This is a genomic window from Halosubterraneus shenae, from assembly GCF_050510935.1.
GTDB lineage: Archaea > Halobacteriota > Halobacteria > Halobacteriales > Haloferacaceae > JBDGPU01.
This window is the reverse complement of sequence record NZ_JBNLVO010000007.1, coordinates 57,696-80,910: the sequence shown is the minus strand read 5'-3', so window position 1 is coordinate 80,910 and position 23,215 is coordinate 57,696. Positions and strand designations below refer to the sequence as shown.

Genomic DNA, 23,215 nt, shown 5'->3' with positions numbered 1-23,215 from the left:
TCGAGTGGACGGTGTACCCGGACACCGATAGGTGCTGTCGTTCACTCCGGGTGTGGCCGAACAGTTAGACAGCCGGGAAGAACTCGTCGAGGTCGGGGTCGCCGGTCGACGCGGCGGCGAGCGCGTAGGTGCCATCGTCCCTGTGCTCCACGACACCGTTGGCAGCCAGATGCTCCAGATGAGCCGATGCCTCTCCGGGCCCGTGGAGGATGTGGATCGCCTCGAGTTCGCCAAACAGCTCGTGGCTCACGCTCCAGGCGTCCGCGGGCCCGTCTTCGCGAAGCACGTTGAGTACCCGACGAGTGCGTTCGCGGTGGTGCTCGATGATTTCACGCGCTCTGGCGGCCGGCTCCTCGATCGGGTCGCGGTGGCCGGGCCAGGCGACCGTCGGCGCAATGTCGACGATGCGCTCGAGGCTTTCGAGGTATGCCGCGAGCGCGCCGTCGAGTCGAACGTCCGCGCCGCCGACGTTGGGAGTATAGCGCGGCAGGAGCACGTCACCGCTCCAAAAGCTCCCCTCATCAGCCGCGAGGTAGCCGACGTGACCGGTGGTGTGGCCCGGGAGGTGGTGGGCTGTCAGGTCGAATGACCCAGCCTTCACGGTCTCTCCATCCGCGATCGGTTCGACCGAGGGCGGCTCCGTCGAGAGCGCCGTTTCCTCCTCGAGCACCGTCCGCACAGCCGTCCGCTTCGACTCCGGCATCCCCCACGCGTCGAAAGCCGCTTCCTGTTTCGCCCGTAGCTCCCGGGAGCCCGCCTCGGCCGCCGTCACAACCGGAGCGTCAGCCTCGTGGATTCGAACCGTGGCACCGCTTTGCTCCTGGACCCACCCTGCGAGCCCGCTATGGTCCCCGTGATAGTGCGTGAGGAGGACCTGGTCGACGTCGGCGACTGCGTACCCGGCTGCCTCGATGCCGGCCACCAGCTGGTTGCGGATGTCGGGGTCATCGAACCCAACGTCGACCAGCGTCAGGGGTCCATTTCCGTCCGTCCCCAGCAGGTACACGGTGTTTGCACCCTCGAAGACGGTGTTTTCGAGGGCGATCGCTTGCATATCGCTTCTGGTACCGTTCATAGTGACCCATTTGCACGGACGGTTACGAACCTGTCGGTGAAACGCGTCCCTGCCGGAAGCGACCCGTCATCCGTGCGGAGCCCATTCCGTCGGCCACGCCACGCCGACCGCTGTCCGCTGCGGCGACAGCAAGTTTCATTTACTCCGAGGAATATCTCGAATTCATGCGAACTACAGTGTTAGGTGCTGGTACCATGGGCCACGGTATTGCGCAGGTTACCGCCATGGCCGGCAACGAAGTCACGATCCGCGACATTGACGAGGAAGTCCTGTCGGACGGCGTCGACAGTATCGAGGCAAATCTCCAGGCGGGTGTTGACAGAGAGAAAGTGACCGAAGACGAGATGGCCGCGACGCTTGACCGGATCACGACGACGACGGATCTCGAGACGGCCGTCGCCGACGCCGAACTCGTCGTCGAGGCCGTCCCGGAGGACGTCGACCTCAAACAGCGCGTGTTCGAGGACGTTGCGGGAGCTGCACCCGCCGACGCGATCATCGCGACGAACACCTCGTCACTGTCGGTGACGGACATCGTTAGCGTTCTCGACGATCCGGGGCGAGCACTCGGGCTCCACTTCTTCAATCCCGTCCACATCATGGGGCTCGTCGAGGTGATCGACGCCGAACAGACCGACGAGACGACGCTCGACCGGGTAACGACGTTTGTCGAGTCGCTCGACAAGACTCCGATCGTGATTCGCGACTCTGCTGGCTTCGCCTCATCGCGGCTGGGTGTCACCCTCGGCGCGGAGGCGATCCGCATGCTCGAGACCGGTGTTGCAGGCCCCCGTGACATCGACCAGGCCATGGAGCTCGGCTACAATCACCCGATGGGGCCGATCGAATTAACCGACGTGGTCGGCCTCGACGTCCGTCTCGACGTGCTGGAATACCTGCGCGAGGAGCTGGGTGAGCGGTTCCGGCCACCACAGGCGCTCCGACGAAAGGTTCGCGCGGGGAAACTCGGCAAGAAGACGGGCGAGGGGTTCTACGTCTGGGAGGACGGCGAAATCGTCGGCGTGAGCGGCGAGGGGGAGATCGACGATGTCTGAGCCGACGAACCCGGTTGCGATCGCCGCCGAGTCCGAGGTCGTCGAGGCGACCGTCGGCGACCGAGCCGAGGGCGTGCTAACAGTCACGATAACCCGCCCGGACGAGCGGAACGCGCTGAACGCGGCCGTCCGCGAGGACCTCGCGGACGTACTCGCTGCTGCTGAGCAGGACGCGTCCTCCCGGGTCGTCGTACTTACTGGTGACCCGGAGGGCGGCGCGTTCGTTGCCGGCGCCGACGTGACCGAGCTCCGCGAGCGCGACGCGCTCGAACAGCGGGCTGCCAGCGAGCGACCTCGGATCTACGAGCACGTCGCCGAGCTCTCCCTGCCGGTGATCGCCCGGATCAACGGACACGCACTGGGCGGCGGCTGCGAACTCGCACAGGCCTGTGACGTCCGTCTCGCGGTCGAAGACGCCAAGCTCGGCCAGCCCGAGATCAACCTCGGCATCATCCCTGGTGGTGGCGGCACCCAACGGCTCCCACGGCTCGTCGGCGAGGGGCAGGCCATGCGGCTGATCCTCTCAGGCGAACTGATCGATGCCGCCGAGGCAGCCGATATCGGCCTCGTCGACGGGGTCTTCGACGAGGCGTCGCTCGACGACCGGGTGGACGAACTGGCCGGCGCGATGGCTGACAAGAGCCCGGTTGCCCTCGAGTTCGCGAAGGACGCGGTGCGAGCGAGTGGCCAGATGGATCTCGACGACGGTCTCGCGTACGAGGCCGCCCTGTTCGCGCAGCTGTTCGCAACCGACGACAAGGACGAAGGGATCGACGCCTTCCTCGAAGGGCGCGAGCCCGACTGGAGCAGCGAATAGCTGCACAGACGCCGTTACGTAGGTCCATGCCTCTTTGAACCACGACGGGAACGACCTACTCGACCGTTTCCCTCCTGCAGGACTCCACGTCTCCAGCGGCCGCGATCGTCGATCGATACCCGAGATATCCAGCTCTGTGCTATCGTGATATAGATAGGAATCTATATATAAGATTCAAAGGTATAATCGATATCTGATTGTTATTGTATCACCACCAGATCTGGATATCTGATCTTTCGTTGTCTATCAGACGGTGTCTCGAGAGCGCGTCTAACAGTATGTTAAATGGAGAACCAGCCCGTTGCGTCCAGAGCTATCCGAAAATAGCTTCACTGGCAGCAGGTGACGAGTTCCGCAGTAACCGGCATCTCGTCTGTTGTCCCGAGCTGTTATTTATGTATCTTAGGTTTTTATTGGCCAGTTCATTTATATGCAACAAATAGACCTCAACAGAAGAAATAATATAGAGTATTACTGGGCATTATGCAATTCTGTGATTCTGGTGGTGTTTTCCAGCCACAGTCGAGTATTTCTATCTAACTCAAGTATTATTAGATACTGTTAGGTCTTATAACACCTATGTGAGAATATTGTTTATGTCCCGGTCAAACTGCAGTCTGTCGATTCCTCCCGACCGTTAGGTCTCCATCGCCGAATCCGGGGCAACCACTCGTAAGTCACCGGAATACGGGCCAACCGCTCCCCGTAACTCGTATATGTGGGTTCCCAGTAGTGTAGGTATGGCCGACACAGCAGTAGAACTAAACGAACGCTACAAAGTTGGAAAGGTCATCGCCAAGTACGACCTCACGGCGTTCCACGAGGAACTCCCAGACCGCTGGCTGGGCAAGGGACGGGAAGCACAGAGCCTTCGCGAATTAGCCGACGATCTCAACGTCGAGCTGCTTCGAGCGGCGATGAAATCCGCTAACATCGAACCCCTGGATGGCGAGGTGCAAAACACCTATCGGCTACTGACCGGAGAGGAAGTCAGTTCCGGGATGCGGACCGCCAAACGGAACGAGCTCGAACGGGAAGGAATCGACGTCGATTCAGTAGAGGGTGACTTCGTTACGCACCAGGCGATCTACACGTATCTGACGGAGGTGCTAGACGTCTCGAAGGAGGAACAAGACGATCTGGACCCCGTCGAGAAACACTCCGACCGGATTAATCGGCTTCGCAGTCGGACCGAGGCTGTGTCCGCGGATTCGATCGAATCGCTGATGAATAACGACGCCATCGAAGTCGGTGAACCCGAAGTCTCTGTCACTATCCAGGTATACTGCCAGGAGTGCCGGAGACAGTATACGCTCTCCACGTTGCTATCCCAGGGCGGCTGTGACTGCAGGAACTAGGCTTACAGCCATACATCTGTGATTTTTACTGGTACAATGATAAATATTTAAATGCTGCAAAAGTGATGGTGGTACTATGGAACCAGTAGAAAAGGCTGCGCCTGTCACGCTCACAGCCGAGAATATCGGCGGCATCGAGCAGACGTCAGTCAGTTTCGATCCTGGCGTAACGCTGCTCGTCGGCCGGAACGCGACGCACCGAACGTCGTTCCTGCAAGCGATCATGGCCGCCCTCGGGAGCACGCAATCCTCGCTCAAGGGAGATGCCAAGGAGGGGTCGGTGCGGATGGAACTCGGCGACGAAGTCTACACACGGACACTCACCGAACAAAACGGCAGCGTCCAGTTTAGCGGCGATCCCTACCTCGACGACCCGGAACTCGCCGACCTATTTGCGTTCCTCCTGGAGTCGAACGAGGCGCGGCGAACAGTCGCCCTCGAGGGCGATCTTCGCGAAATTATCATGGGTCCCGTCGACACCGGCGCGATCAATGCGGAGATCGAGTCGAAAAAGGCAGACCGGCGAGACCTGGAGGACCGGATTACGGAGCTCGAAAATCTGAAGTCGAAACTACCGGGTCTCGAGGAGAAACGCACGCAACTCGAGGCGGACATCGAAGACACGCGAGCGACCCTCGAGGAAAAACGGGAACTCCTCGACTCGAAGTCGACAGATGCAGCCGAAGCACGCGAACAGCGGTCCGAGCTCGACGAGAAGATGGACGATCTCCGGGAGAAAGAGTCCGATCTCAACCGGGTCGAATTCCAGATCGAGAGCCAACAGGAAAGCCTTGAAACGCTCAAGGAGGAACGCGAGTCGCTCGAAACCCGGCAGGCTGAATTCGATAGCGAGGATCACGAGGACCTCGACACGATCGAGTCGGAGCTCCAGACGCTTCGTAACCGCAAGCAGTCGCTTAGTAACGAGATGAGCAAGCTCCAGAACGTCATCCAGTTCAACGAGGAGATGCTGGAGGGGGCAAGCGAAGACATTGCCGCGGCGCTTCGGGACGAATCTCATGCAACCGGTGGCGACGTCACCGAGCAACTGCTCGAGGCGGACGAGTCCGTCGTCTGCTGGACGTGTGGAACGGAAGTCGAGCGAGAGTCCATCGAGGAGACGATCGACCGGCTCCGAGAGCTCCGACAGTCGAAGTACAGCGAGCGGAACGACGTCGAATCGGAGATCGAGGACCTCAAATCCCGTCGGGATACCATCCAAACCGAGCGCGATGAACGCGAACGCGTCGAGGAACGTCTGGGAGAGGTGCGGGCCGAAATCGAAGAGCGAAAGACGCGAATCGAGGATCTCGAAACCGAGCGTGAAGAACTGAACGCGGAGATCGACGCGCTGAACGCCGAGATCGAGGAACTCGAACAGGAGGACCGGTCGGAAGTGCTCGAGATCCACCGCGAAGTCAACCAGCTCGAGGTCGAACTGGAGCGTCTGGAAAGCGACCGTGACGACGTTACTGAGGAAATCGAAGACATCGAATCGCGAGTCGACCGGATCGACGAGCTGGAGACACAGAAAGAGGAAATCAAACAGGACCTCGTTGAACTCAGGACGCGAGTCGAACAGATCGAACAGCAGGCGGTCGACCAGTTCAACGACCACATGGACACCGTCCTCGAGATACTGGAGTACGCGAACATCGACCAGATCTGGGTCGAGCGCACGGAACGTGAGGTCCGTGAGGGTCGCCGAAAGGTCACGAAGTCCGAGTTCGATCTGCACGTCATCCGGAGCACTACCGACGGAGTCACCTACGAAGACAAGTTCACGCACCTGAGCGAGAGCGAGCGTGAGGTAACGGGGCTCGTGTTCGCGCTCGCGGGCTATCTGGTACACGACGTGTACGAGGACGTGCCGTTCATGCTGTTGGACTCGCTGGAGGCGATAGACTCCGACCGGATCGCGAAACTCGTGGACTACCTCCAGGAGTACGCGGATTACCTGGTGGTCGCGTTACTCCCGGGGGATGCCCAGGCGCTCTCCGAGGACTACAACTACGTCAAACAGATCGAGTAACGGTCCCCCGGGTATTTCCGTCCGGACCGATCTCGATCTGTACGCGAACCGGAGTAACGTGTGCGAGGGGCAGTTTCGTCGGCCGACCGCGAGGCCTCCGACTCGATACGGTCGACCTCTCTACCCGCCCGTGACTCACAACGGTATGTGTGTAAGCACCAGTGCTGGCGAGAGCAAGGTCGCGTTCCCGACGCCGGAGGGGTGGCTCACCGACGACCGTGGAACCACAACTCGTTGCAGGCAGCGGGAGACACCGCCCGTGTCGGTTCACTGCCTATTCCGAGCGCAGTGCTGCCTCGATCTCGTCGACCGCGTTCTGCAGGAGGGCGGCCAGCTCCTCGTCAGGGGGGAGTCGATACGGAGGCCCGGAGACGTCAAGTGACCCAAATACGCCGCCGTCAGGGTCTTCCACAGCGACGGCCACGGAGCGCAGCCCTTCGAGGGCCTCCTGGTCGTTGACAGCATAGCCCCGCTCGCGTACCCGTTCGAGTTCCCTGAACAGTTCCTCCCGCTCGACGATGGTGTTTTCCGTCTCTTTGGGCAATCCCCATCGGTCCAGCACCGCATCCCGGCGTTCCTCGTCGAACTCCGCGAGCATGGCCTTACCGCTGGCGGAGTTATGCATGTAGAAGTGGTGTCCGACCTGATATCCCTCGCTGGCCGGACTGTCCGTTTCGTCGAAGAGGATGGTGCTGCGACCGTTCTCCTCGACGGCGAAGCTGACCTCCTCGTTGGTCACGTTCGCGAGTTCGAAGGCCTTCTCTTTCGCCAGGCGATAGCGGTCGTCCCGATAGCGCGCCTTTTCCCCAAGACCGAAAAGTTTCAGCCCGAGATGATATCTGTCGCCGATCTTCGTGACGTAGCCGAACTCCTCCAGCGTGTTGAGGTGGGTATATAACGTGCTCGAGGCCAGATCCATGTGCTCGGTAAGTTCCGAGAGCGTCGCTCCATCGAGTTCCTCGACGGCATCCACGATTTGTAGCGACGTGGCGGTCGTCTGTCGCCGTTCGCCGCCGTTGGATTCCATCATACTGTACCCCTATTGAGCCGGACTCTTAAATTTAGCTCCACGTGCCGTGTGCTTCCCCAGATTGGGGAATAATATACTGCAAATATCGTCGGGGTTTGGTACATATCCCAATTAGAACTCCGGATTTCCTTTCGATTATCCAATTTGACCGCAAAGATTAGCTAGTGACGCTACAGCAGGGTCGGTGTGTCAACGTCGATCCTCCCAATTAGGGGAAGATCTCCCCATATCCCGAACTGTAATGAATACCATCCGGACTCATGAAGCGTTTCGAGCACCAGTATCTATAAATCGCCACACCCAGTTGTTCCCAGTGATCGGAAAGGACCGTGGGTTCACCGGCCGGAGCCGATCGGGTACCCACTACCTGTCCCGGAACACTATGCCCATAGCACTCGATGACATCCAGCAAGCACAGGACCGCCTCGACGACACATCAGTGGCGAGAGAGACACGCGTCGAGACGAGTCGGACACTGGACCAGGACAGCGGTGCCGACGTCTACCTCAAGATGGAGCACCTGCAGCGAACGGGGTCGTTCAAAACCCGTGGGGCGTTCAACAAACTCACCCAGCTCGACGACGACGAACACTCGTCCGTCGAGCGGGCGATCGCCGCAAGTGCCGGAAACCACGCGCAGGGCGTCGCGCTTGCCGCGGCGAAAACCGGGCTCGAGGCGACGATCGTCATGCCGACGAATGCGCCGCAATCGAAGATCGACGCGACCCGGGGCTACGGGGCCGACGTCGAACTCCACGGCCAGAATTTCCAGGCGGCGATGGACCATGCGAGGTCGCTGAACGACGAGAACAGCGTCTTCGTACACGCGTACGACGACCCCGCTATCATCGCTGGCCAGGGGACCCTCGGTCTCGAGATTCTCGACCAGGTTCCGGACGTCGACACGATCGTGGTCCCGATCGGTGGCGGGGGGCTCATCGGCGGCGTCTCGGCGGCCGTCGCGGAACGAGCGCCGTCCGTCCGCGTCGTCGGCGTCCAGGCCGAGGATGCGGCAACGGTGCCACAGAGTCTCCAGAAGGGCGCACCCCAGACAATCGATTCCGTGCAGACGATCGCCGATGGGATCGCAACTGGCGGTATTTCGGACCGCACCTACGAGCTCATCGACCAGCACGTCGACGAGGTCGTGACGGTTTCGGACACGGAAATCGCTCACAGCATCCGGTATCTGCTGGAGCGAACCAAGCAGATGGTGGAGGGGGCTGGAGCCGCCACCGTCGCAGCGCTCCTCCACGACCGGGTGGACGTCGCCGGCGAGACGGTCGTGCCGATTCTCACCGGCGGCAACCTAAGCGCGACCATGCTCCAGCGAACGCTGACACACGAGCTTACCTATCGACAGCAACTCGTACAGCTCCGGGTCCGCATTATCGATGAACCCGGGAAAATGGGAGAGATTTCCAACATCATCGCCGAGCGGAACGCCAATATCCGAACGGTCAATCACGAGCGCGCCGTCGACAAGCTAAAAGTCGGTGAGGCGTACCTCGACATCCGCATCGAGACGAGCGGCGACCGACATACTCGCCGAATCATCGGGGCGATCGAGGACGTAGGCTACGAGGTCACTCGCCTCAACTGAGGGACGAAGCAGGTCCGGACACCCGAACGGGAGCCCCCGAGATCGCCGGGTCAGTCAGGTTACAGCCAGGGTTGTTGCCACGACAAGCTATATACTGTTCCAGAAGAGCATGCAAAGCGTGTCGACCAGAAAGCCACCACTCCACGAGCAGCACATGCAGTCCGGCGCCGACTTCACCGACTTCGGGGGCTGGGACATGCCCGTCACCTTCGACTCGATCCAGGCCGAGCATGCGGCAGTGCGTGACTCGGTTGGCATCTTCGACGTCAGCCACATGGGTGAAGTGACGGTCGGCGGTCCGGACGCGACGGAACTGATGACGCGGCTGACGACCAACGACGTGTCCGCGCTCGACCCAGGAGACGCCCAATACGCCTGTATCCTCGCGGCCGACGGAACGATCGTCGACGACACCGTCGTCTACTACCGGCCCGATGGCGAGGAATACCTCTTCGTTCCCAACGCCGGCAACGACGAGGCGATGGCCGACCGCTGGACCGACCATGCGGCGGCCCACGACCTCGACGCGACGGTCGTGAACCGGACCGCGGAGCTGGGTATGTTCGCCGTACAGGGGCCGGACGCGGTCGAGGCCGTGCAGGCGGCCGCGGCCGACCCCCTGGACGACGTCTCGCGGTTCAGCGCACGGCAAACGACGATCGACGGCGTCGACTGCCTCGCTGCTCGAACCGGGTACACGGGCGAGGACGGCTTCGAACTGGTCTTCGACGCCGCGGACTCCAGGACTGTCTGGGACGCGTTCGACGACGCGCAGCCCTGTGGCCTCGGCGCCAGGGATACACTCAGGCTGGAGGCCGGGCTGTTACTCTCCGGCCAGGACTTCCATCCGGAGGACGAGCCGCGGACGCCGTACGAGGCAGGTCTCCATTTCGTCGTCGACGAGTCGAAGCCCTTCTTCGTCGGCCAGGACGCGCTCCAGGAGGGCGACGACCCGGACGAGCTCCTGATCGGCCTGGAGCTGGCGGAGCGGGCCGTCCCGCGTCACGGCTATCCGATTCTGGACGACGGTGAACAGGTCGGCCACGTGACCAGCGGGACGATGAGCCCGACGCTCGAGGTCCCCATTGCCCTCGGCTACGTCGACGCCACGCGGGCCGAGGAGGGAGGCTCACTGGCCGTCGAGGTGCGCAACCGGACAGTACCAGCGACGGTCGTCGACCACCGGTTCCTCCAGACGCGTCGCGATTGACCACCAGTAATTCACGAGAACCACCTATGGAATTTGCCATCCCCGACGGCCTGTACTACACCGAATCACACGAATGGATCGACCCGGACGGAGACACTGCACGACTCGGGATCACTGACTTCGCGCAGGACGAGCTCGGCGACATCGTCTTCGTGGAACTCCCGTCGGTCGGCGACGACCTCGCCCCGGGAGACGAACTCGCGGTCATCGAGAGTATCAAGGCGGTTTCCGACGTGTACGTTCCGGTCGCCGGCACGGTCGCCGACGTCAACGACGCGGTCGTGAACGAACCCGAACTCGTCAACGCGTCCCCGTACGATGACGGCTGGTTGATCGAGCTGGAACTCGCCGAGAGCGTCGATACGGAGTCGCTGCTTTCGGCCGACGAGTATCAGGCCCAGATCGAATAACGACAACCACAGGTACCAATGACACAACAGATCCAGTACACGAGTCGCGAGCACCGATCCCAGAGCAGTCCCTTTGCACCACACACTGAGGCGGACGTGGAAACGATGCTCGACGCGCTCGACGCCGAGTCCGTCGAGGAGCTATTTGACGTCCCCGCGTCCGTTCAGTTCGACGGATCGTTCGGCATCGACGCCGCCTCCGAGCAGGCGGTCGTGCAGGACGTCTCGAAGACGCTCGCACAAAACGACCAGGTGACGGAGTTTCTCGGGCGGGGGCGATACAACCATTACGTGCCCTCGCTCGTCGACGACCTGTCGTTGCGTTCGGAGTTTCTCACGAGTTACACACAGTACCAGCCCGAGATCGCCCAGGGGTTCCTGCAGGCACTGTTCGAGTACCAGTCCATCCTGGTCGAACTCACGGGGCTCGGCGTCGCCAACTGTTCGATGTACGATGCGGCCACCGCGCTGGGCGAAGCGGCGCTGTTGGCCGACCGGGTACGTGAAACGAGCGGGTCGCAGGTGCTGGTCTCGGACCTCGTCCGCGACGAACGGATCTCGGTCCTCGAGAACTACCTCACCGGCGGCGACATGACCGTTGAAACGTATCCCACAACGAACGGGGGAGTTGATCCGACTACCCTCGCGGACCACGTCACCGACGAGACGGTGCTGGTGTACGCCGAAAACCCGACGGCGGTCGGCACCATCCAGGAGGACCTCGGGTCCGTCGGAGATGTCGCCGACGAGCACGACGCCGCCTTTTGTCTGGGGACCGATCCCGTTGCACTGTCGCTGCTCGAAGAACCGGCTGCCGTCGGGGCGGACGTCGTCATCGGCGACGCGAGCGTTCTCGGGCTGCCAGCGGCGTACGGGATGGGTCTCGGAGTCTTCGCGTGCCGCGAAGACTACCTCCGACAGGTGCCAGGGCGACTGGTCGGAGCCAGTGAAGACGCGACCGACACCCGTGCGTACACGCTGACCCTGCAGACCCGGGAACAGCACATTCGCCGGGAGCGGGCCACGTCGAACATCTGCACGAACCAGGCCTGGGTCGCGCTTCGGACGGCGATCCACGTCGCCTGGCTCGGCGCGACCGGCCTGGTCGACCTTGCCGAGGAGTGCGTCGCGCTCCCGCGCGAACTGGCGACCGATCTCGACGCCATCGAGGGCGTCACAGCGCCGGTCCACGACCGGCACCACTTCCGGGAATTCCTCGCGGAAACGCCGCGGAACGCCGACGAGGTGGTCGCCGAACTCGAAACCGCCGGGTTCGCCGTGCACGCGGTCGACGACCACCGGATTCAGGTCTGTATCACCGACACGAACCGCTCGGAGCGTGCCGAGTTCGTGCAGGCCGTCCGGGAGGTGGTCGCCTGATGCAACGCTACGACCAGGCCGTCTGGAGCGAATCTGACGGGACCCGGTACGAACCGTTGCTCGCGGAGAAGAACGAACAGTCAGTCGACGTCCAGGCCCGGACCTCGCTTCCCGACGACGTCGCTCGTGACTCGGTCACGCTTCCGGAGCTCTCCGAGCCCGAGCTCGCACGCCACTACACGCGGCTCTCCCAGATGAACTACGGCGTCGAGAGTGGTCCGTTCCCGCTTGGGTCCTGTACGATGAAGTACAACCCCAAGTTCACCGAGGAAGTCGCGGCACTCGCCGACGCGGCCGTCCACCCGGACCGGTCCGCCGAAAGCACACAGGGGACGCTCGGCGTCTACGCCGAATTACAGGACTACCTCGGCCGGATCGGCGGCATGGACGCGGTGACGCTCCAGCCGCCAGCCGGCGCGGCTGGTGAGTTCACCGGGATTCTCGTCGCCAGGGCCTTCCACGAGCACAACGGAGACGAGAGCCGGTCCGAAGTGATCGTCCCCTCGAGCGCTCACGGGACGAACTTCGCGAGCGCCGTAATGGCAGGGTACGAGGTTGTCGAACTCTCACCAGGGGACGACGGCCGGGTCGACCTCGATGCGCTCGAGTCGGCTGTCAGCGAAGAAACGGCGGCTCTGATGTTAACCAACCCGAACACACTCGGACTGTTCGAGCGGGACATCGAGGAGATCGCCGAGATCGTCCACGACGCGGGCGGACTGCTGTACTATGACGGCGCGAACCTGAACGCGCTCCTGGGACAGGCCCGACCGGGCGACATGGGGTTCGACATCATGCACTTCAACCTGCACAAGACCTTCGCCACCCCTCACGGCGGAGGAGGCCCCGGAGCCGGGCCGATCGGTGTCACAGAGGACCTGGCCGAATTCCTGCCGTCGCCGCACGTGCGAGCCGACGACGACGGCTACGAACTGTACGAGCCGGAGCGCTCGATCGGAAAGGTCCACGGTGCGATGGGGAACTGGCTCGTGCTCCTGAAAGCCTACGCCTACATCGAACGGCTCGGCGACGAGGGGCTGGCGGACACCAGCGAGAAGGCGGTCCTGAACGCGAACTATCTCGGGTCGCAGGTCGAGCTCGACGTCCCGTTCGGTCCGTTCCACCACGAGTTCGTCGCGAGTGCCGGCGATCAGGATGCCGCCGACTTCGCGAAGCGGATGCTCGATTACGGCGTCCACCCGCCCACGACGAAGTGGCCGGAGATCGTCTCCGAGGCACTGATGACCGAACCGACGGAAATGGAGAGCAAGGACACCCTCGACCAGCTCGCCGAGGCGTTCAACGCGGTGGCAAGCGAGGACGAAGCGTCGCTGGAGACGGCGCCGGCATCGACGGCAGCCAACCGCATCGACCAGACGAGCGCCGCCCGGAACCCACGCCTCTCCTGGCACGCCCTCGAGTGAGGGGAGCGTCCTGATACCCCCCACCGGGCCGATCTACCGCGGGGCGAGCGAGTCCGTTCCCCCAGTACCTGTCGCGAGCGGCGACAGCGGGACGGGGAAGTATTAACAGGCGCCGGGCGAGAGTATCGCAGGAGGAGAGATTACCCATGGAAGAGACAGACGTCCTCGTCATCGGTGGCGGTCCCGCGGGCTACGTCACTGCCATCCGTGCAGGGCAGCTCGGTCGGAGCGTCACCCTCGTCGACCGGAGCGACATCGGTGGAACGTGCCTGAATCACGGCTGTATCCCGTCGAAGGCGTTGATCGATGCGGCCGACGACGTCCACACGATCCGGAACGGGGGTGATCGAGGGATCGACGCCGACGTGGACGTCGATTTCGACCAACTCACCAGCTGGAAGGACGGCGTCGTCCGACGGCTCACGAAAGGCGTCGAGAAGCTTTGCAGGGCCAACGGTGTGACCTTCCGCGAAGGGACCGCCCGGCTGGTCGACGAGCATCGGGCGGAGATCGACGACCACGGCACCGGTGCCACCGACGCGATCGCGTTCGACCACGCGGTCCTCGCGACCGGGAGTAGACCGATCGAACTGCCCGGATTCTCGTTCGACGACGACCCGGTTCTGAACGCGAAGGGCGCACTCGACCTCGAGACGGTCCCCGACGAGCTCGCGGTCGTCGGTGGCGGCTACATCGGGATGGAGCTGTCGACCATGTTCGCCAAGCTCGGCGCCGACGTGACGGTTGTCGAACTGCTGGAGTCACCGCTGCCTCGGTATTCGGACGACCTTACGCAGCCGGTGCAGCGGCAAGCCGAGAAGCTCGGGCTGTCGTTCCGGTTCGGCCAGGTAGCGACCGACTGGGAACGGACCGGGGATGGGAAAGTCCGGCTCACAACAGAGGCCGCCGACCCCGACACCGGCGAGGACGGAGCCGAATCACTCACGGCCGACGAGGTGCTGGTCGCGGTCGGCCGCGAACCGGTCTCGGACACCGCAGGCCTCGACGCGCTCGACGTCGAGCGCGACGAGGACGGCTTCGTCGAAACGGACGAATTCGGTCGAACGAGCGTCGACCATCTCTTCGCCGTCGGCGACGTGGCTGGGGAACCTATGCTCGCACACGAGGGGAGCGCAGCGGGGGCCGTTGCGGCCGAGGCGATCGCGGGCGAAGCGCCCGACCCGGTGGGGACGATTCCGAGCGTCGTGTTCACCGATCCGGAGATCGGGAGTGTCGGGCTAACGGAATCCCAGGCGCGCGAGCGGGGCTACGAACCGACGATTGGCGAGTTCCCGTTCCGCGCGAGCGGGCGAGCCCTGGCGGCGAACACGCGCACCGGCTCCGTGAAACTCGTCGCTGACGCCGAATCCGGAGCGATTCTCGGCGGGCAGATCGTCGGCCCGGAAGCGTCCGAGTTGACTGGCGAGATCGCGCTCGCCGTGGAGCAGGGCCTGACGCTCTCGGACGTCGCATCGACCGTGCACGCGCACCCGACGCTCGCTGAAGCGGTCATGGAAGCGGCCCATAGCGGGCTCGATCAGCCAATTCACACCTTCAACCGGTAGTCGCCGCCGACCGACCAGCACAGCCAGGGAAGGATCGCCGCTCGTCCGATATCCGCGGGTCCTGCTGGCGGGATTTCCTGCCACAAACCACTATCGCCCCGGGCAGGTAGTCCGGTTCCCCCGAGGCTTTTTATCCTATCAGGTAATCAGTCCAACGTATGTTACCGGAGGGCAGACTATCGGAAACGGATCCGGACGTTCACGCCGCTATCCATGGCGAAGAGCAGCGGCAGGAGCAGAACCTGGAAATGATCGCGTCCGAGAACCACGTCTCGAAGGCCGTCCTCGAGGCGCAGGGATCGGTCCTGACTAACAAGTACGCTGAAGGGTATCCTGGAGCGCGGTACTACGGGGGGTGCGAACACGTTGACACCGTCGAACAGCTGGCGATCGATCGCGCAACGAAGCTGTTCGGCGCCGACCACGCCAACGTCCAGCCCCACAGCGGGACGCAGGCCAATATGGCCGTCTACTTCGCAATGCTGGACCCGGGCGACCGGATCCTCTCGCTGGATCTCACGCACGGTGGGCACCTCAGCCATGGCCATCACGTCAACTTCTCCGGGCAGCACTACGAAATCGAACAGTACGGTGTCAACCCGGAAACCGGCTACATCGATTACGAGGAGCTTGCCGCGCAGGCCGAGCAATTCGACCCTGACCTCGTCGTCAGCGGATCGTCGGCGTATCCACGGGAGTTCGACTACGAGCGCATCGGGGAGATCGCCGACACCGTCGACGCCTACCACATGGCCGACATCGCGCACGTCACTGGACTCATCGCCGGCGGCGTCCACGCCAACCCGGTCGGCAATGCCGACTTCGTGACGGCGAGTACGCACAAGACGATCCGGGCGGGGCGCGGGGGGATGATCCTCACGACGGACGAGCACGCCGAGGCGATCGACAAAGCGATCTTCCCCGGTGCGCAGGGCGGGCCCCTGATGCACAACGTCGCGGGGAAGGCCGTGGGCTTCGGGGAAGCCCTCACCGACGAATTCGACGAGTACGCCGAACAGGTCGTCGCGAACGCGAAGGCTCTGGCGGAGGTGTTCACCGAATGGGGGTTGTCGCTCGTCAGCGGCGGGACGGACAAGCATCTCCTCCTCGTCGACCTGCGTGGGTCCCACCCCGACCTCACTGGGAAAGACGCCGAAGAGCGACTCGAACGCGTCGGGCTTACGGTTAACAAGAATACCGTCCCGGGGGAGTCACGGTCGCCGTTCGTTACCAGCGGTATTCGGATCGGGACAGCCGCGCTGACGACGCGGGGCTTCACCGAGTCGGAGATGAAGACGGTCGGTCGCCACATCATCGACCTGCTCGACAATCCGGACGACGACGATCTCGCGCGTGAGATATCGGTAGAAGTGGATCGGCTCTGCTCGGAGTACCCGGTGTACGAGTGACCAGCTACGGGATGAGCATGCCGAGCAGGCGCAACTGGCCACGGAACCGCGGTGTGAAGTAGCCCCGCAGGGAGGCGACGTCCATCCCGCCTGGTCGAGGTCAACTCGGCCGGCGGCCTCGAGATCGGAACTGCACGGCCGTTCGATACTGCCGAAAGTGTAGTTCTGTGGCCTCTACCGCCCAACCTGGACACAGATGTGTGGGGGAACGTCTCGTCAGTTGAATCGCGTCGGGGGACCGACGGTTATGGTACGGAGTGGTCCCGCCAGAGCGTGGCGAGCACGCCGGAGGCGACGACGCCGATAAACGAAAACGCGAGGACGGTCGTGAGAACCTCCGGATCCGAGAAGCTCGTCGTCGCGATGAACAGCGCGATGGCCGCATTGCGGGCGGCAGTCGTCGTTGCCAGCACCTCTCGTGTGGCCCGTGCTGGCCCACCGAGGCCGTAGCCGAGGGCCAGCGAGACGGCCACAGCAATTGCCGATAGCCCGAGCGTCCCCGTCCCGACCAGAGAGGCCATGTCGGCGCTGTAGACGACCACGAGGAGGACGATCAAGCCGATGAACGTGTAATCCGAAAGCCGCTGGATCGGTGGCTGGAGCCGTGCCGCAAGCGACGAGCAGGAGACCGAGAGCCCCAGTCCGGCCACCAGTGGGACGATCTGAATGCCCAGTACCATCTGTCCGATCGCGAGCGGGTCGACGACGACACTGCCGGGCAGTAGAAGGACGAGCGAGACGGGAATCGTGACGACCGAAAGAGCACACAGGATCGCCATGAGGCCACTGGCAAACGCCACGTCGCTGTCCGATATTTCGGCGAGCTTTGGACCGAACGGCGCGCCGGGAGAGACGGCAAGTAACAGGAACCCGGCTGCGTACCCCGGCTCCACAGAAATCAGCCGAACGAGGAGCGCAGCTAGCAACGGGATCGCGACGAGATTCACGGCTATCGATTTCGTCAGCAGCGATCCCTGTCGCACGGCGTTCACGAGCTGGCTGATGGACACCTGCACCCCCATCGAGAACATCGTCGAGAGGACGAACACGGTCGTTACGAGTTCAACGAGTTCGGCACCACTGATCCCCGGTATCGAGACCATTCCCTGGCTGTAATTTCACGGGCTGGCCATTTGTGTTTGCTGCTTCTCCTGTCCCGTGGACCGGGAGAGTAGAACGTCCGTGCACTCGATCTGGGGATTCCGGCAGTGCCGATAGCGGGTGGCCGAGCGCGAAATAGGTACCATTATTTGGGTGCGTGCCAAGATTCGTATGTGAGCGCAGTCACCAGTGACCCGCATTCGGAGACGAAGCTACGCGAGATGCCACCGAGTGCAAAACTCGTCGCAAAAGTTCTCGAGTACAGCGAGGAAGCACACTCCCAGGGGGAGATCGAAGAGGAGACGCTGCTTCCGAGTCGAACAGTCCGCTACGCAATTAATCGGCTCGAAGACGCCGGCCTCGTTGAATCTCGGCGTTCACTTTCCGACGCCCGCAAACGCGTCTACACCCTGGCGTAAGGGAGCCGTCTGAATCGCCCCGGGAACGACCCGAAACCTCACTGGGTACCGGCATCCTGCGGTATCAGACGTCAGTACGCCGATCAGACGATTTCGGAGTGTGTGGAACCCGGTTCCGGAACCCAGGCCAGACAGACGGGCTGCGGGACGGCCAGTTCGCTTTCGTTCCGGGTGATCGTGCCGAACTGCTCGTCGACATCGAACCCCACGATCTGGTCGCTATCACGATTTTCGACGAACAGGTGCCGACCGTCCGGACTCAGCGAGAAGTGCCGTGGCCACTGTCCATCACAGGGAGTGTGAGCAAGACAGCGAAGCTCGCCTGCATGGGTGGTGAGCGTCGCGATGGAGTCGTGGCCGCGGTTCGAGGCAAAGAGGTAGTCGCCGGAAGGATGCACAGCGATTTCGGCAGTCTTGTTATCGCCCGCAAACCCGTCCGGGAGCGTCGACGTTAGCGACTGTCGGGAAAGGGTCCCGTCGTCGTGAAGATCGAACGCGACGACGGTCGAATCGAGCTCGTTGATCAAATACACGTGTTCGCCGTCCGGGCCGAAGCAGAGGTGGCGAGGGCCGGCTCCTTCCTGGACGTCGACGGACGCGTACGGCGAGAGGCTGCCGGCGTCTCTGTCCACCTCGTACACGAGTACCTCATCAGTCCCAAGGTCGGGGACATACACGAACCGGCCGGCCGGTCCGGGGGAGATGGAGTGAGGGTGCGGGGCCCGCTGTCGCTCCGGGTGGACGCTCGACCCGGTATGCTGGACGACGTCGGCGGGGGCCGTGACGCCCCCGTCGTCGGTCAGTCGGAGCATTGAGACGGCCCCGCCGGTGTAGTGTGCCACGAAGAGAAACTCGCCGCTCGGGTCGACACTACAGTGACACGGGCTGAGCGATCCACTCGGTGCGCTGTCGATCTCCTCGAGCTGACCGCTGCCCCAGTCAACGTCGTACGCCTTGATCGTTCCCTCCGCTTCCGTCCGGACAGCCGCATAGAGATACTCACCGGACGGGTGAGAAGCAACGAACGTCGGGTCCGGCCCCGCGACAACCTCGTCGAGTAGCTCCATCTTCTCGGCACTTGTGTCTACGCCGACCGTATACACGCCGGGTTCCTCGGCGGCGCTATACGTTCCGACCGCTGCAAGGTACTGGTTCGATGACACAGTACGGTACTTGCGGGCTCACGTATTCACGTTTCCGGTATTCGTTGCCCATCAGCACCCGCCCGACGTCCAGCCGTTACTCGGAGGAGACCGGTGGTTCGTCCCACTCCTCTCCGTTGTCCCGGGGAGCGTATCCGAGGTCGTCCGCCGCACGCTGGATCGAGAACCAGCGACGGTCGTTGTCACTCACGCCGTTGTAGATGCCGAACGTGACGGAGCTGTCCTGCAGACAGCAGTCGATCTGGTGGGCGAAATCACGACGGGATTGCCACATCGCCTTCTCCCGTTTGACGAGCCGGTCGTACTGCTCGCTTCCCCGTTCGAGGGTCCCATCCGCAACCTGTAATTCGGCTTTTCCATACGGGTGGTCGTTCCCCTCCGGGCGGACCGAACAGATCCGGAGCGCGTAGAATTGTGTGGGGTACGGCTGCATATCGACGTAGTACCGGCCGAAGTCCTCGCCGAACGACTTCGTTGTCCCGTAACAGGAATCGGGCCGGACAGGGTCATCCCAGTCGAGAGAGAGACCGTATCCCGGCTCGTACAGCTCCGGGGCATGTTCCTCCTCGTATACGCCCATCACGTGATTCGAGGATCCAAACACGAACGTCTCGACCTCCGCGTCACAGGCCGCCGCGAGGACGTTGTACATGCCCACGAGGTTCGGCCCGCAGACGTCGCTCCAGTCTCCGTCCACGAACGGGTAGGCGGCGAGATGGACGACAGCGTCCTGGCCATCAAACGCCGGCCGGATCGCCTCGTAATCCGTGATATCAGCGACGTACGTGTCGAATCCACCGTATGGGTGGTCGGCCGGCCGGTCGGATCTGTTCAGGTACGTGAAATTGTACGCGGGATCATCGTCCAGGTGATCGATGATCGCGGTCCCACACCGTCCATACGCCCCGGTGATCAATACATCCATACTGACCCGATAGATGGCTTGGGAAAATAAACTTCTGATGTGATTACCGGTGTGTAGCGGGACGGCACCGGCGACACCCCGGGCGATCAACTGGAGGGCTTACTCGTTTGCCCGGCGGGAGCACTCGAGAAGCCCGTTGAGGTAGGAGATGGCGTGGGCGCGCGACCGGTGCCCCCACTCGGTATCGCCGACGACCTCCGGGACGTGGTCAGGGACCATCACGCCGTCGAAGCCCACGTCCTGGAGTGCCTCGATCGCGTCCAGCGCGTGGTAGTTGCTCTGCTCGTCGTCGATGAACGTCTCGGTGAAGCTCGGCCACGTTCCGATGACGTCGCGGAAGTGGACGAAGACGATCTCGTCGCGCTCCCCGAAGTACTCGATGACGTCCGTCACGTCGGTATCGGGCATTTCCGAGAAACACCCGAGACAGAGTTTGAGACCGTGGTTGTCACTGGGAACGAGCCCCATCGCCCGCCTGAACGCCTCGAAGTTGCGGAAGAGCCGCGGAATCCCCCCGAGTTGCTCGACCGTCGGCGGGTCCGCCGGATGGAGCGCCAGCTGAACGCCTGCGTCCTCGGCGACGGGGAGTACTTCCTCGAGAAACCGCTCGTAGTTCTCCCAGAGTTCGGCCTCGTCGTACTCCCGTTCGACGCCCGGGGCACGCTCGTAGGGATCCTCGATGTCGTTGACGTCGAAACCGCGCCCCTTCGCGTCACCGCGAAGCGGGACGGTCTGCGACGTTCGCATCGGAACGACCCCGCGGGGATTCCACTGATAGCCGAGAATCGGGATGCCGGCCTGGCCGACGTTTCGAATGAGCTCCTTGATCGTCTCGAGCTGGCGCTCCTGACCCTCCTTCCCGAGCATGATCTTCCCGTACACGTTGTAGCTCAGGGACTGGATGCCCATCAGCCGGAGGCCCGCATCCTCGACCCGGCGGCGAGCCTGAACGAGGTCGGAGACCGACGGGACGACGCCTTCGTCGATCACGAGCGTCTCGTCGTCGTGGCTTCCCTCGTCGGCAAACACGTCGCCGCGCGGGTCGCGATGGTCGAGGAAGACGTCCTCGACGCCGATCTGCCGACAGAACTGCAGGCGTTCGTCGGCGAGCGTCCGCGTTCGTAGTCCAGCTCGGAGCGGTAGTTCGTCCGTCGGTTGCGTCGGTTGACTGTCGGTCACTGTGGTGGAATCGTTGGTCATGCTGGGATCCCGTTACTGTGGCTGTTCGACCGGTTCATTGATGACTGCATCGATACCCTGATCAAGTTGCTCGTAGAGCGCCTCAGCCCGTCGTTCATCTTCCTGCGAGAGCGGTTCAATGGGTTCACGGACAGTGCCACCGTGGAGGCCGGCAAGTTCGAGCCCCTTCTTCACCGCAGGAACGCTGACGGCGCCGTCGATCTCGTTGTCCTGTCCGGTTTCCCCACGGAAGCGCTGATAGGGAAGACACAGGTCCCGGAGTTCGCGTGCACGCTCCCAGTCCCCGTTCGACAGCGCGTCGAAGAGCTCGAGCCCGACCTCAGGCCGAAAGTTACTCACACCGGCCGAGAACCCCTCGACCCCCTCGGCCCAGAAGCCAACGGCGAACGGCTCCGCAAGGCCGTTTACCCACACGACGTCGTCGGCGCCGGCGGTGACACCGGCACCGAGTTTGACCGGGTCCTCAAGTGCGTACTTGATGCCCACGACGCCGTCGATCCGAGTCAGGTCAGCGAGATACTCGACCGACGGGTCGAATCCTCGAACGTACGGAACGAGCGGTGTGTCGGTCGTCTCGGCGAGTCGCCGATAGTACTCGAGCAGCCCTTGCTCGTGGAGGTAGGTGAAATCCGGCGGCATGATCATCATCGCGTCGACGCCGACGCGGTCGTACGCGGTGATGAGCTCGCGGGCGTTCTGTGTGCTTCCACCGACACCGGCGAGGACGCAGGCGTCGTCCGGCAGTGCATCGACGCTCGTTTCAGCTGTCGCGATTCGTTCCTCGTTCGACAAGGAGTGATACTCGCTGATGTTCGCGGTGGCGAGGAACGTCCTGATACCCTCGTCGTAGAGCGTAGTTGCGTTCTCTTCGATCTTCCAGTGGTCGATGTCCTGATCGTCGTCAAATGGCGTAAGGAGACCGGCAGCCACACCGCGCAGGTGCTCCTTCACCCGTTTCTCTGGCGACGGCATTGTCGAAAGGTCATGCTCACAGTATTTAGAAGTATGGGTATCCCACTTTGCTAACCGGAAGGCACCGGTAGCGTCCCCGCCAGTTTGGAAGGAAGCTGGCCTACGAATACATCGAGTTGACCTCGATGACGTTGGCGGCCTGGGCGAGTTCCTCCTGCAGTTCGTCGTAGATGCGCTCGTCGGTCATTCGCTCGGACGGGCCCGAGATGCTCAACGCGCCGATAACCTCCCCTTCCGGAAGGGTGACGGAGGCGCCGATACACCGCACGCCGGGGATATTCTCCTTGTCGTCGATGGAAAAGCCGCGCTCTCTGGTCTCCGCAAGGTCCTCGTGGAGGGACTCACTATCAGTGATCGTGTTCGGTGTCCGGGCCGGGAGGCCGTGCTCCGCAACGATCTCGTCGACTTGCTCACGGGGGAACTCCGCAAGGATCGCTTTTCCGAGTGACGTAGAGTGCATCGGCATCTGTTTCCCGATGCGTGACTCCGTCATGACAGCGGCGTCACCGAGCGACTTGGAAAGGTAGACGACGCGACCGTTTTCTTCCGTTCCGAAGTGGACGACCTCGCCGGTATTCTCGGCAAGTTCCCGGACCTGCTCCCTGACGATCTCGTTGTCGACAATGTCGTTGACGATGGATTCGGCCACGTCGAGAAACCGGAGGCTGAGTCGGTACGAGTGGCCATCCTTGATGACGAGCCCCTCCCGGACGAGCGTCGCGAGGTGTCCGTGGACAGTGCTCTTTGAGAAGCCGACTTCAGCCGTGAGGTCGGTGATGCCGGTTTCGCCTTGCTCACGGAGAGCCTCAATGATCCTGCACGTCTTCTCGACGGCATCGATCGTTCGTGGGTTGCGTGATGACATACCTGGGGTATTGGGCTCCAACAGTATACGCTGTTCGCTTCTCTCGAATACTTCCCCGAGTATCTGTCAAACTCCGGGCACCGTGAAAGGAACATGTCCCACACGTGGCGGGTCACTACTGGCACAGGCCGAACGTGAAGCCGTTCGTACCGCCTCCCGAGCTTCGTGTTCTACTCTAACGAATTGGCGAGTAAATTCCCAC

The 23,215-nt window shown here is 62.7% G+C and carries 20 protein-coding genes; 12 read left to right on the top strand and 8 right to left on the bottom strand.

Going from position 1 to position 23,215, the window contains the following annotated elements; translation table 11 throughout:
• Window positions 1-64 precede the first annotated feature (64 nt).
• Window positions 65-1,054, bottom strand: coding sequence for an MBL fold metallo-hydrolase (locus ACQE3M_RS14635; protein ID WP_430506319.1), 990 nt, complete (start codon window positions 1,052-1,054; stop codon window positions 65-67).
• Between the two features lie 185 nt (window positions 1,055-1,239).
• Here ACQE3M_RS14635 and ACQE3M_RS14630 point away from each other — a divergent pair, with 185 nt between their 5' ends.
• From ACQE3M_RS14630 to ACQE3M_RS14615, 4 genes are all read left to right on the top strand, one after another.
• Window positions 1,240-2,130 carry a 3-hydroxyacyl-CoA dehydrogenase family protein gene (locus ACQE3M_RS14630; protein WP_430506266.1) on the top strand — a complete coding sequence of 297 codons (891 nt, stop codon included), beginning with the start codon at window positions 1,240-1,242 and terminating at the stop codon, window positions 2,128-2,130.
• The gene (locus ACQE3M_RS14625) at window positions 2,123-2,947 is read left to right on the top strand and encodes an enoyl-CoA hydratase/isomerase family protein (RefSeq protein WP_430506265.1); all 825 of its coding nucleotides are present in this window, start codon (window positions 2,123-2,125) and stop codon (window positions 2,945-2,947) included. The genes ACQE3M_RS14630 and ACQE3M_RS14625 overlap by 8 nt, the downstream gene beginning before the upstream one ends.
• 740 nt (window positions 2,948-3,687) lie before the next feature.
• Window positions 3,688-4,305, top strand: coding sequence for a rod-determining factor RdfA (gene rdfA / locus ACQE3M_RS14620; RefSeq protein ID WP_430506264.1), 618 nt, complete (start codon window positions 3,688-3,690; stop codon window positions 4,303-4,305).
• A gap of 76 nt (window positions 4,306-4,381) precedes the next feature.
• A complete protein-coding gene (locus ACQE3M_RS14615; protein WP_430506263.1) occupies window positions 4,382-6,337 on the top strand; it encodes an archaea-specific SMC-related protein in 1,956 nt (651 codons plus the stop codon).
• Window positions 6,338-6,611: 274 nt separating this feature from the next.
• Here ACQE3M_RS14615 and ACQE3M_RS14610 read toward each other — a convergent pair whose 3' ends face one another.
• A complete protein-coding gene (locus ACQE3M_RS14610) occupies window positions 6,612-7,364 on the bottom strand; it encodes an IclR family transcriptional regulator (RefSeq protein ID WP_430506262.1) in 753 nt (250 codons plus the stop codon).
• Between the two features lie 385 nt (window positions 7,365-7,749).
• On the opposite strand from ACQE3M_RS14610, the gene ilvA reads away from it, so the two are divergent.
• The 7 genes from ilvA (at window position 7,750) to glyA (ending at window position 16,368) form a co-directional block, all read left to right on the top strand.
• Window positions 7,750-8,970, top strand: coding sequence for a threonine ammonia-lyase (ilvA, locus tag ACQE3M_RS14605; protein ID WP_430506261.1), 1,221 nt, complete (start codon window positions 7,750-7,752; stop codon window positions 8,968-8,970).
• Window positions 8,971-9,088: 118 nt separating this feature from the next.
• On the top strand, window positions 9,089-10,180 hold the full coding sequence (gene gcvT, locus ACQE3M_RS14600; protein ID WP_430506260.1) for a glycine cleavage system aminomethyltransferase GcvT: 1,092 nt from the start codon (window positions 9,089-9,091) through the stop codon (window positions 10,178-10,180).
• 26 nt (window positions 10,181-10,206) lie between these two features.
• A complete protein-coding gene (gene gcvH / locus ACQE3M_RS14595; RefSeq protein WP_430506259.1) occupies window positions 10,207-10,590 on the top strand; it encodes a glycine cleavage system protein GcvH in 384 nt (127 codons plus the stop codon).
• An 18-nt stretch (window positions 10,591-10,608) separates the two neighbouring features.
• On the top strand, window positions 10,609-11,970 hold the full coding sequence (gcvPA, locus tag ACQE3M_RS14590) for an aminomethyl-transferring glycine dehydrogenase subunit GcvPA (RefSeq protein ID WP_430506258.1): 1,362 nt from the start codon (window positions 10,609-10,611) through the stop codon (window positions 11,968-11,970).
• Window positions 11,970-13,394, top strand: coding sequence for an aminomethyl-transferring glycine dehydrogenase subunit GcvPB (gene gcvPB / locus ACQE3M_RS14585; RefSeq protein ID WP_430506257.1), 1,425 nt, complete (start codon window positions 11,970-11,972; stop codon window positions 13,392-13,394). The genes gcvPA and gcvPB overlap by 1 nt, the downstream gene beginning before the upstream one ends.
• A 146-nt stretch (window positions 13,395-13,540) precedes the next feature.
• Entirely contained in the window at window positions 13,541-14,959 is a 1,419-nt protein-coding gene (gene lpdA / locus ACQE3M_RS14580) for a dihydrolipoyl dehydrogenase (protein WP_430506256.1), read from the top strand.
• A 158-nt stretch (window positions 14,960-15,117) separates the two neighbouring features.
• Window positions 15,118-16,368, top strand: coding sequence for a serine hydroxymethyltransferase (gene glyA, locus ACQE3M_RS14575; RefSeq protein WP_430506255.1), 1,251 nt, complete (start codon window positions 15,118-15,120; stop codon window positions 16,366-16,368).
• A 245-nt stretch (window positions 16,369-16,613) separates the two neighbouring features.
• Here glyA and ACQE3M_RS14570 read toward each other — a convergent pair whose 3' ends face one another.
• On the bottom strand, window positions 16,614-17,471 hold the full coding sequence (locus ACQE3M_RS14570) for a bile acid:sodium symporter family protein (RefSeq protein ID WP_430506254.1): 858 nt from the start codon (window positions 17,469-17,471) through the stop codon (window positions 16,614-16,616).
• 219 nt (window positions 17,472-17,690) lie between these two features.
• Between ACQE3M_RS14570 and ACQE3M_RS14565 the strand changes: the two genes are divergently transcribed.
• Window positions 17,691-17,888 (top strand): MarR family transcriptional regulator, encoded by a 198-nt coding sequence (locus tag ACQE3M_RS14565; protein WP_430506318.1) that lies wholly within the window; start codon window positions 17,691-17,693, stop codon window positions 17,886-17,888.
• 83 nt (window positions 17,889-17,971) lie between these two features.
• On the opposite strand, the gene ACQE3M_RS14560 is transcribed toward ACQE3M_RS14565, so the two are convergent.
• The 5 genes from ACQE3M_RS14560 to ACQE3M_RS14540 form a co-directional block, all read right to left on the bottom strand.
• Window positions 17,972-19,051, bottom strand: a complete 1,080-nt coding sequence (locus tag ACQE3M_RS14560; RefSeq protein ID WP_430506253.1) for a lactonase family protein — start codon at window positions 19,049-19,051, stop codon at window positions 17,972-17,974.
• Between the two features lie 76 nt (window positions 19,052-19,127).
• Window positions 19,128-19,976 (bottom strand): NAD-dependent epimerase/dehydratase family protein, encoded by an 849-nt coding sequence (locus ACQE3M_RS14555; protein ID WP_430506252.1) that lies wholly within the window; start codon window positions 19,974-19,976, stop codon window positions 19,128-19,130.
• A gap of 99 nt (window positions 19,977-20,075) precedes the next feature.
• Window positions 20,076-21,176 (bottom strand): mannonate dehydratase, encoded by a 1,101-nt coding sequence (locus tag ACQE3M_RS14550; RefSeq protein WP_430506251.1) that lies wholly within the window; start codon window positions 21,174-21,176, stop codon window positions 20,076-20,078.
• Between the two features lie 12 nt (window positions 21,177-21,188).
• Window positions 21,189-22,148: a dihydrodipicolinate synthase family protein gene (locus tag ACQE3M_RS14545; protein WP_430506250.1), complete on the bottom strand. Its 960-nt coding sequence runs from the start codon at window positions 22,146-22,148 to the stop codon at window positions 21,189-21,191.
• 100 nt (window positions 22,149-22,248) lie between these two features.
• Entirely contained in the window at window positions 22,249-23,013 is a 765-nt protein-coding gene (locus tag ACQE3M_RS14540) for an IclR family transcriptional regulator (protein WP_430506249.1), read from the bottom strand.
• Between the last annotated feature and the right edge of the window lie 202 nt (window positions 23,014-23,215).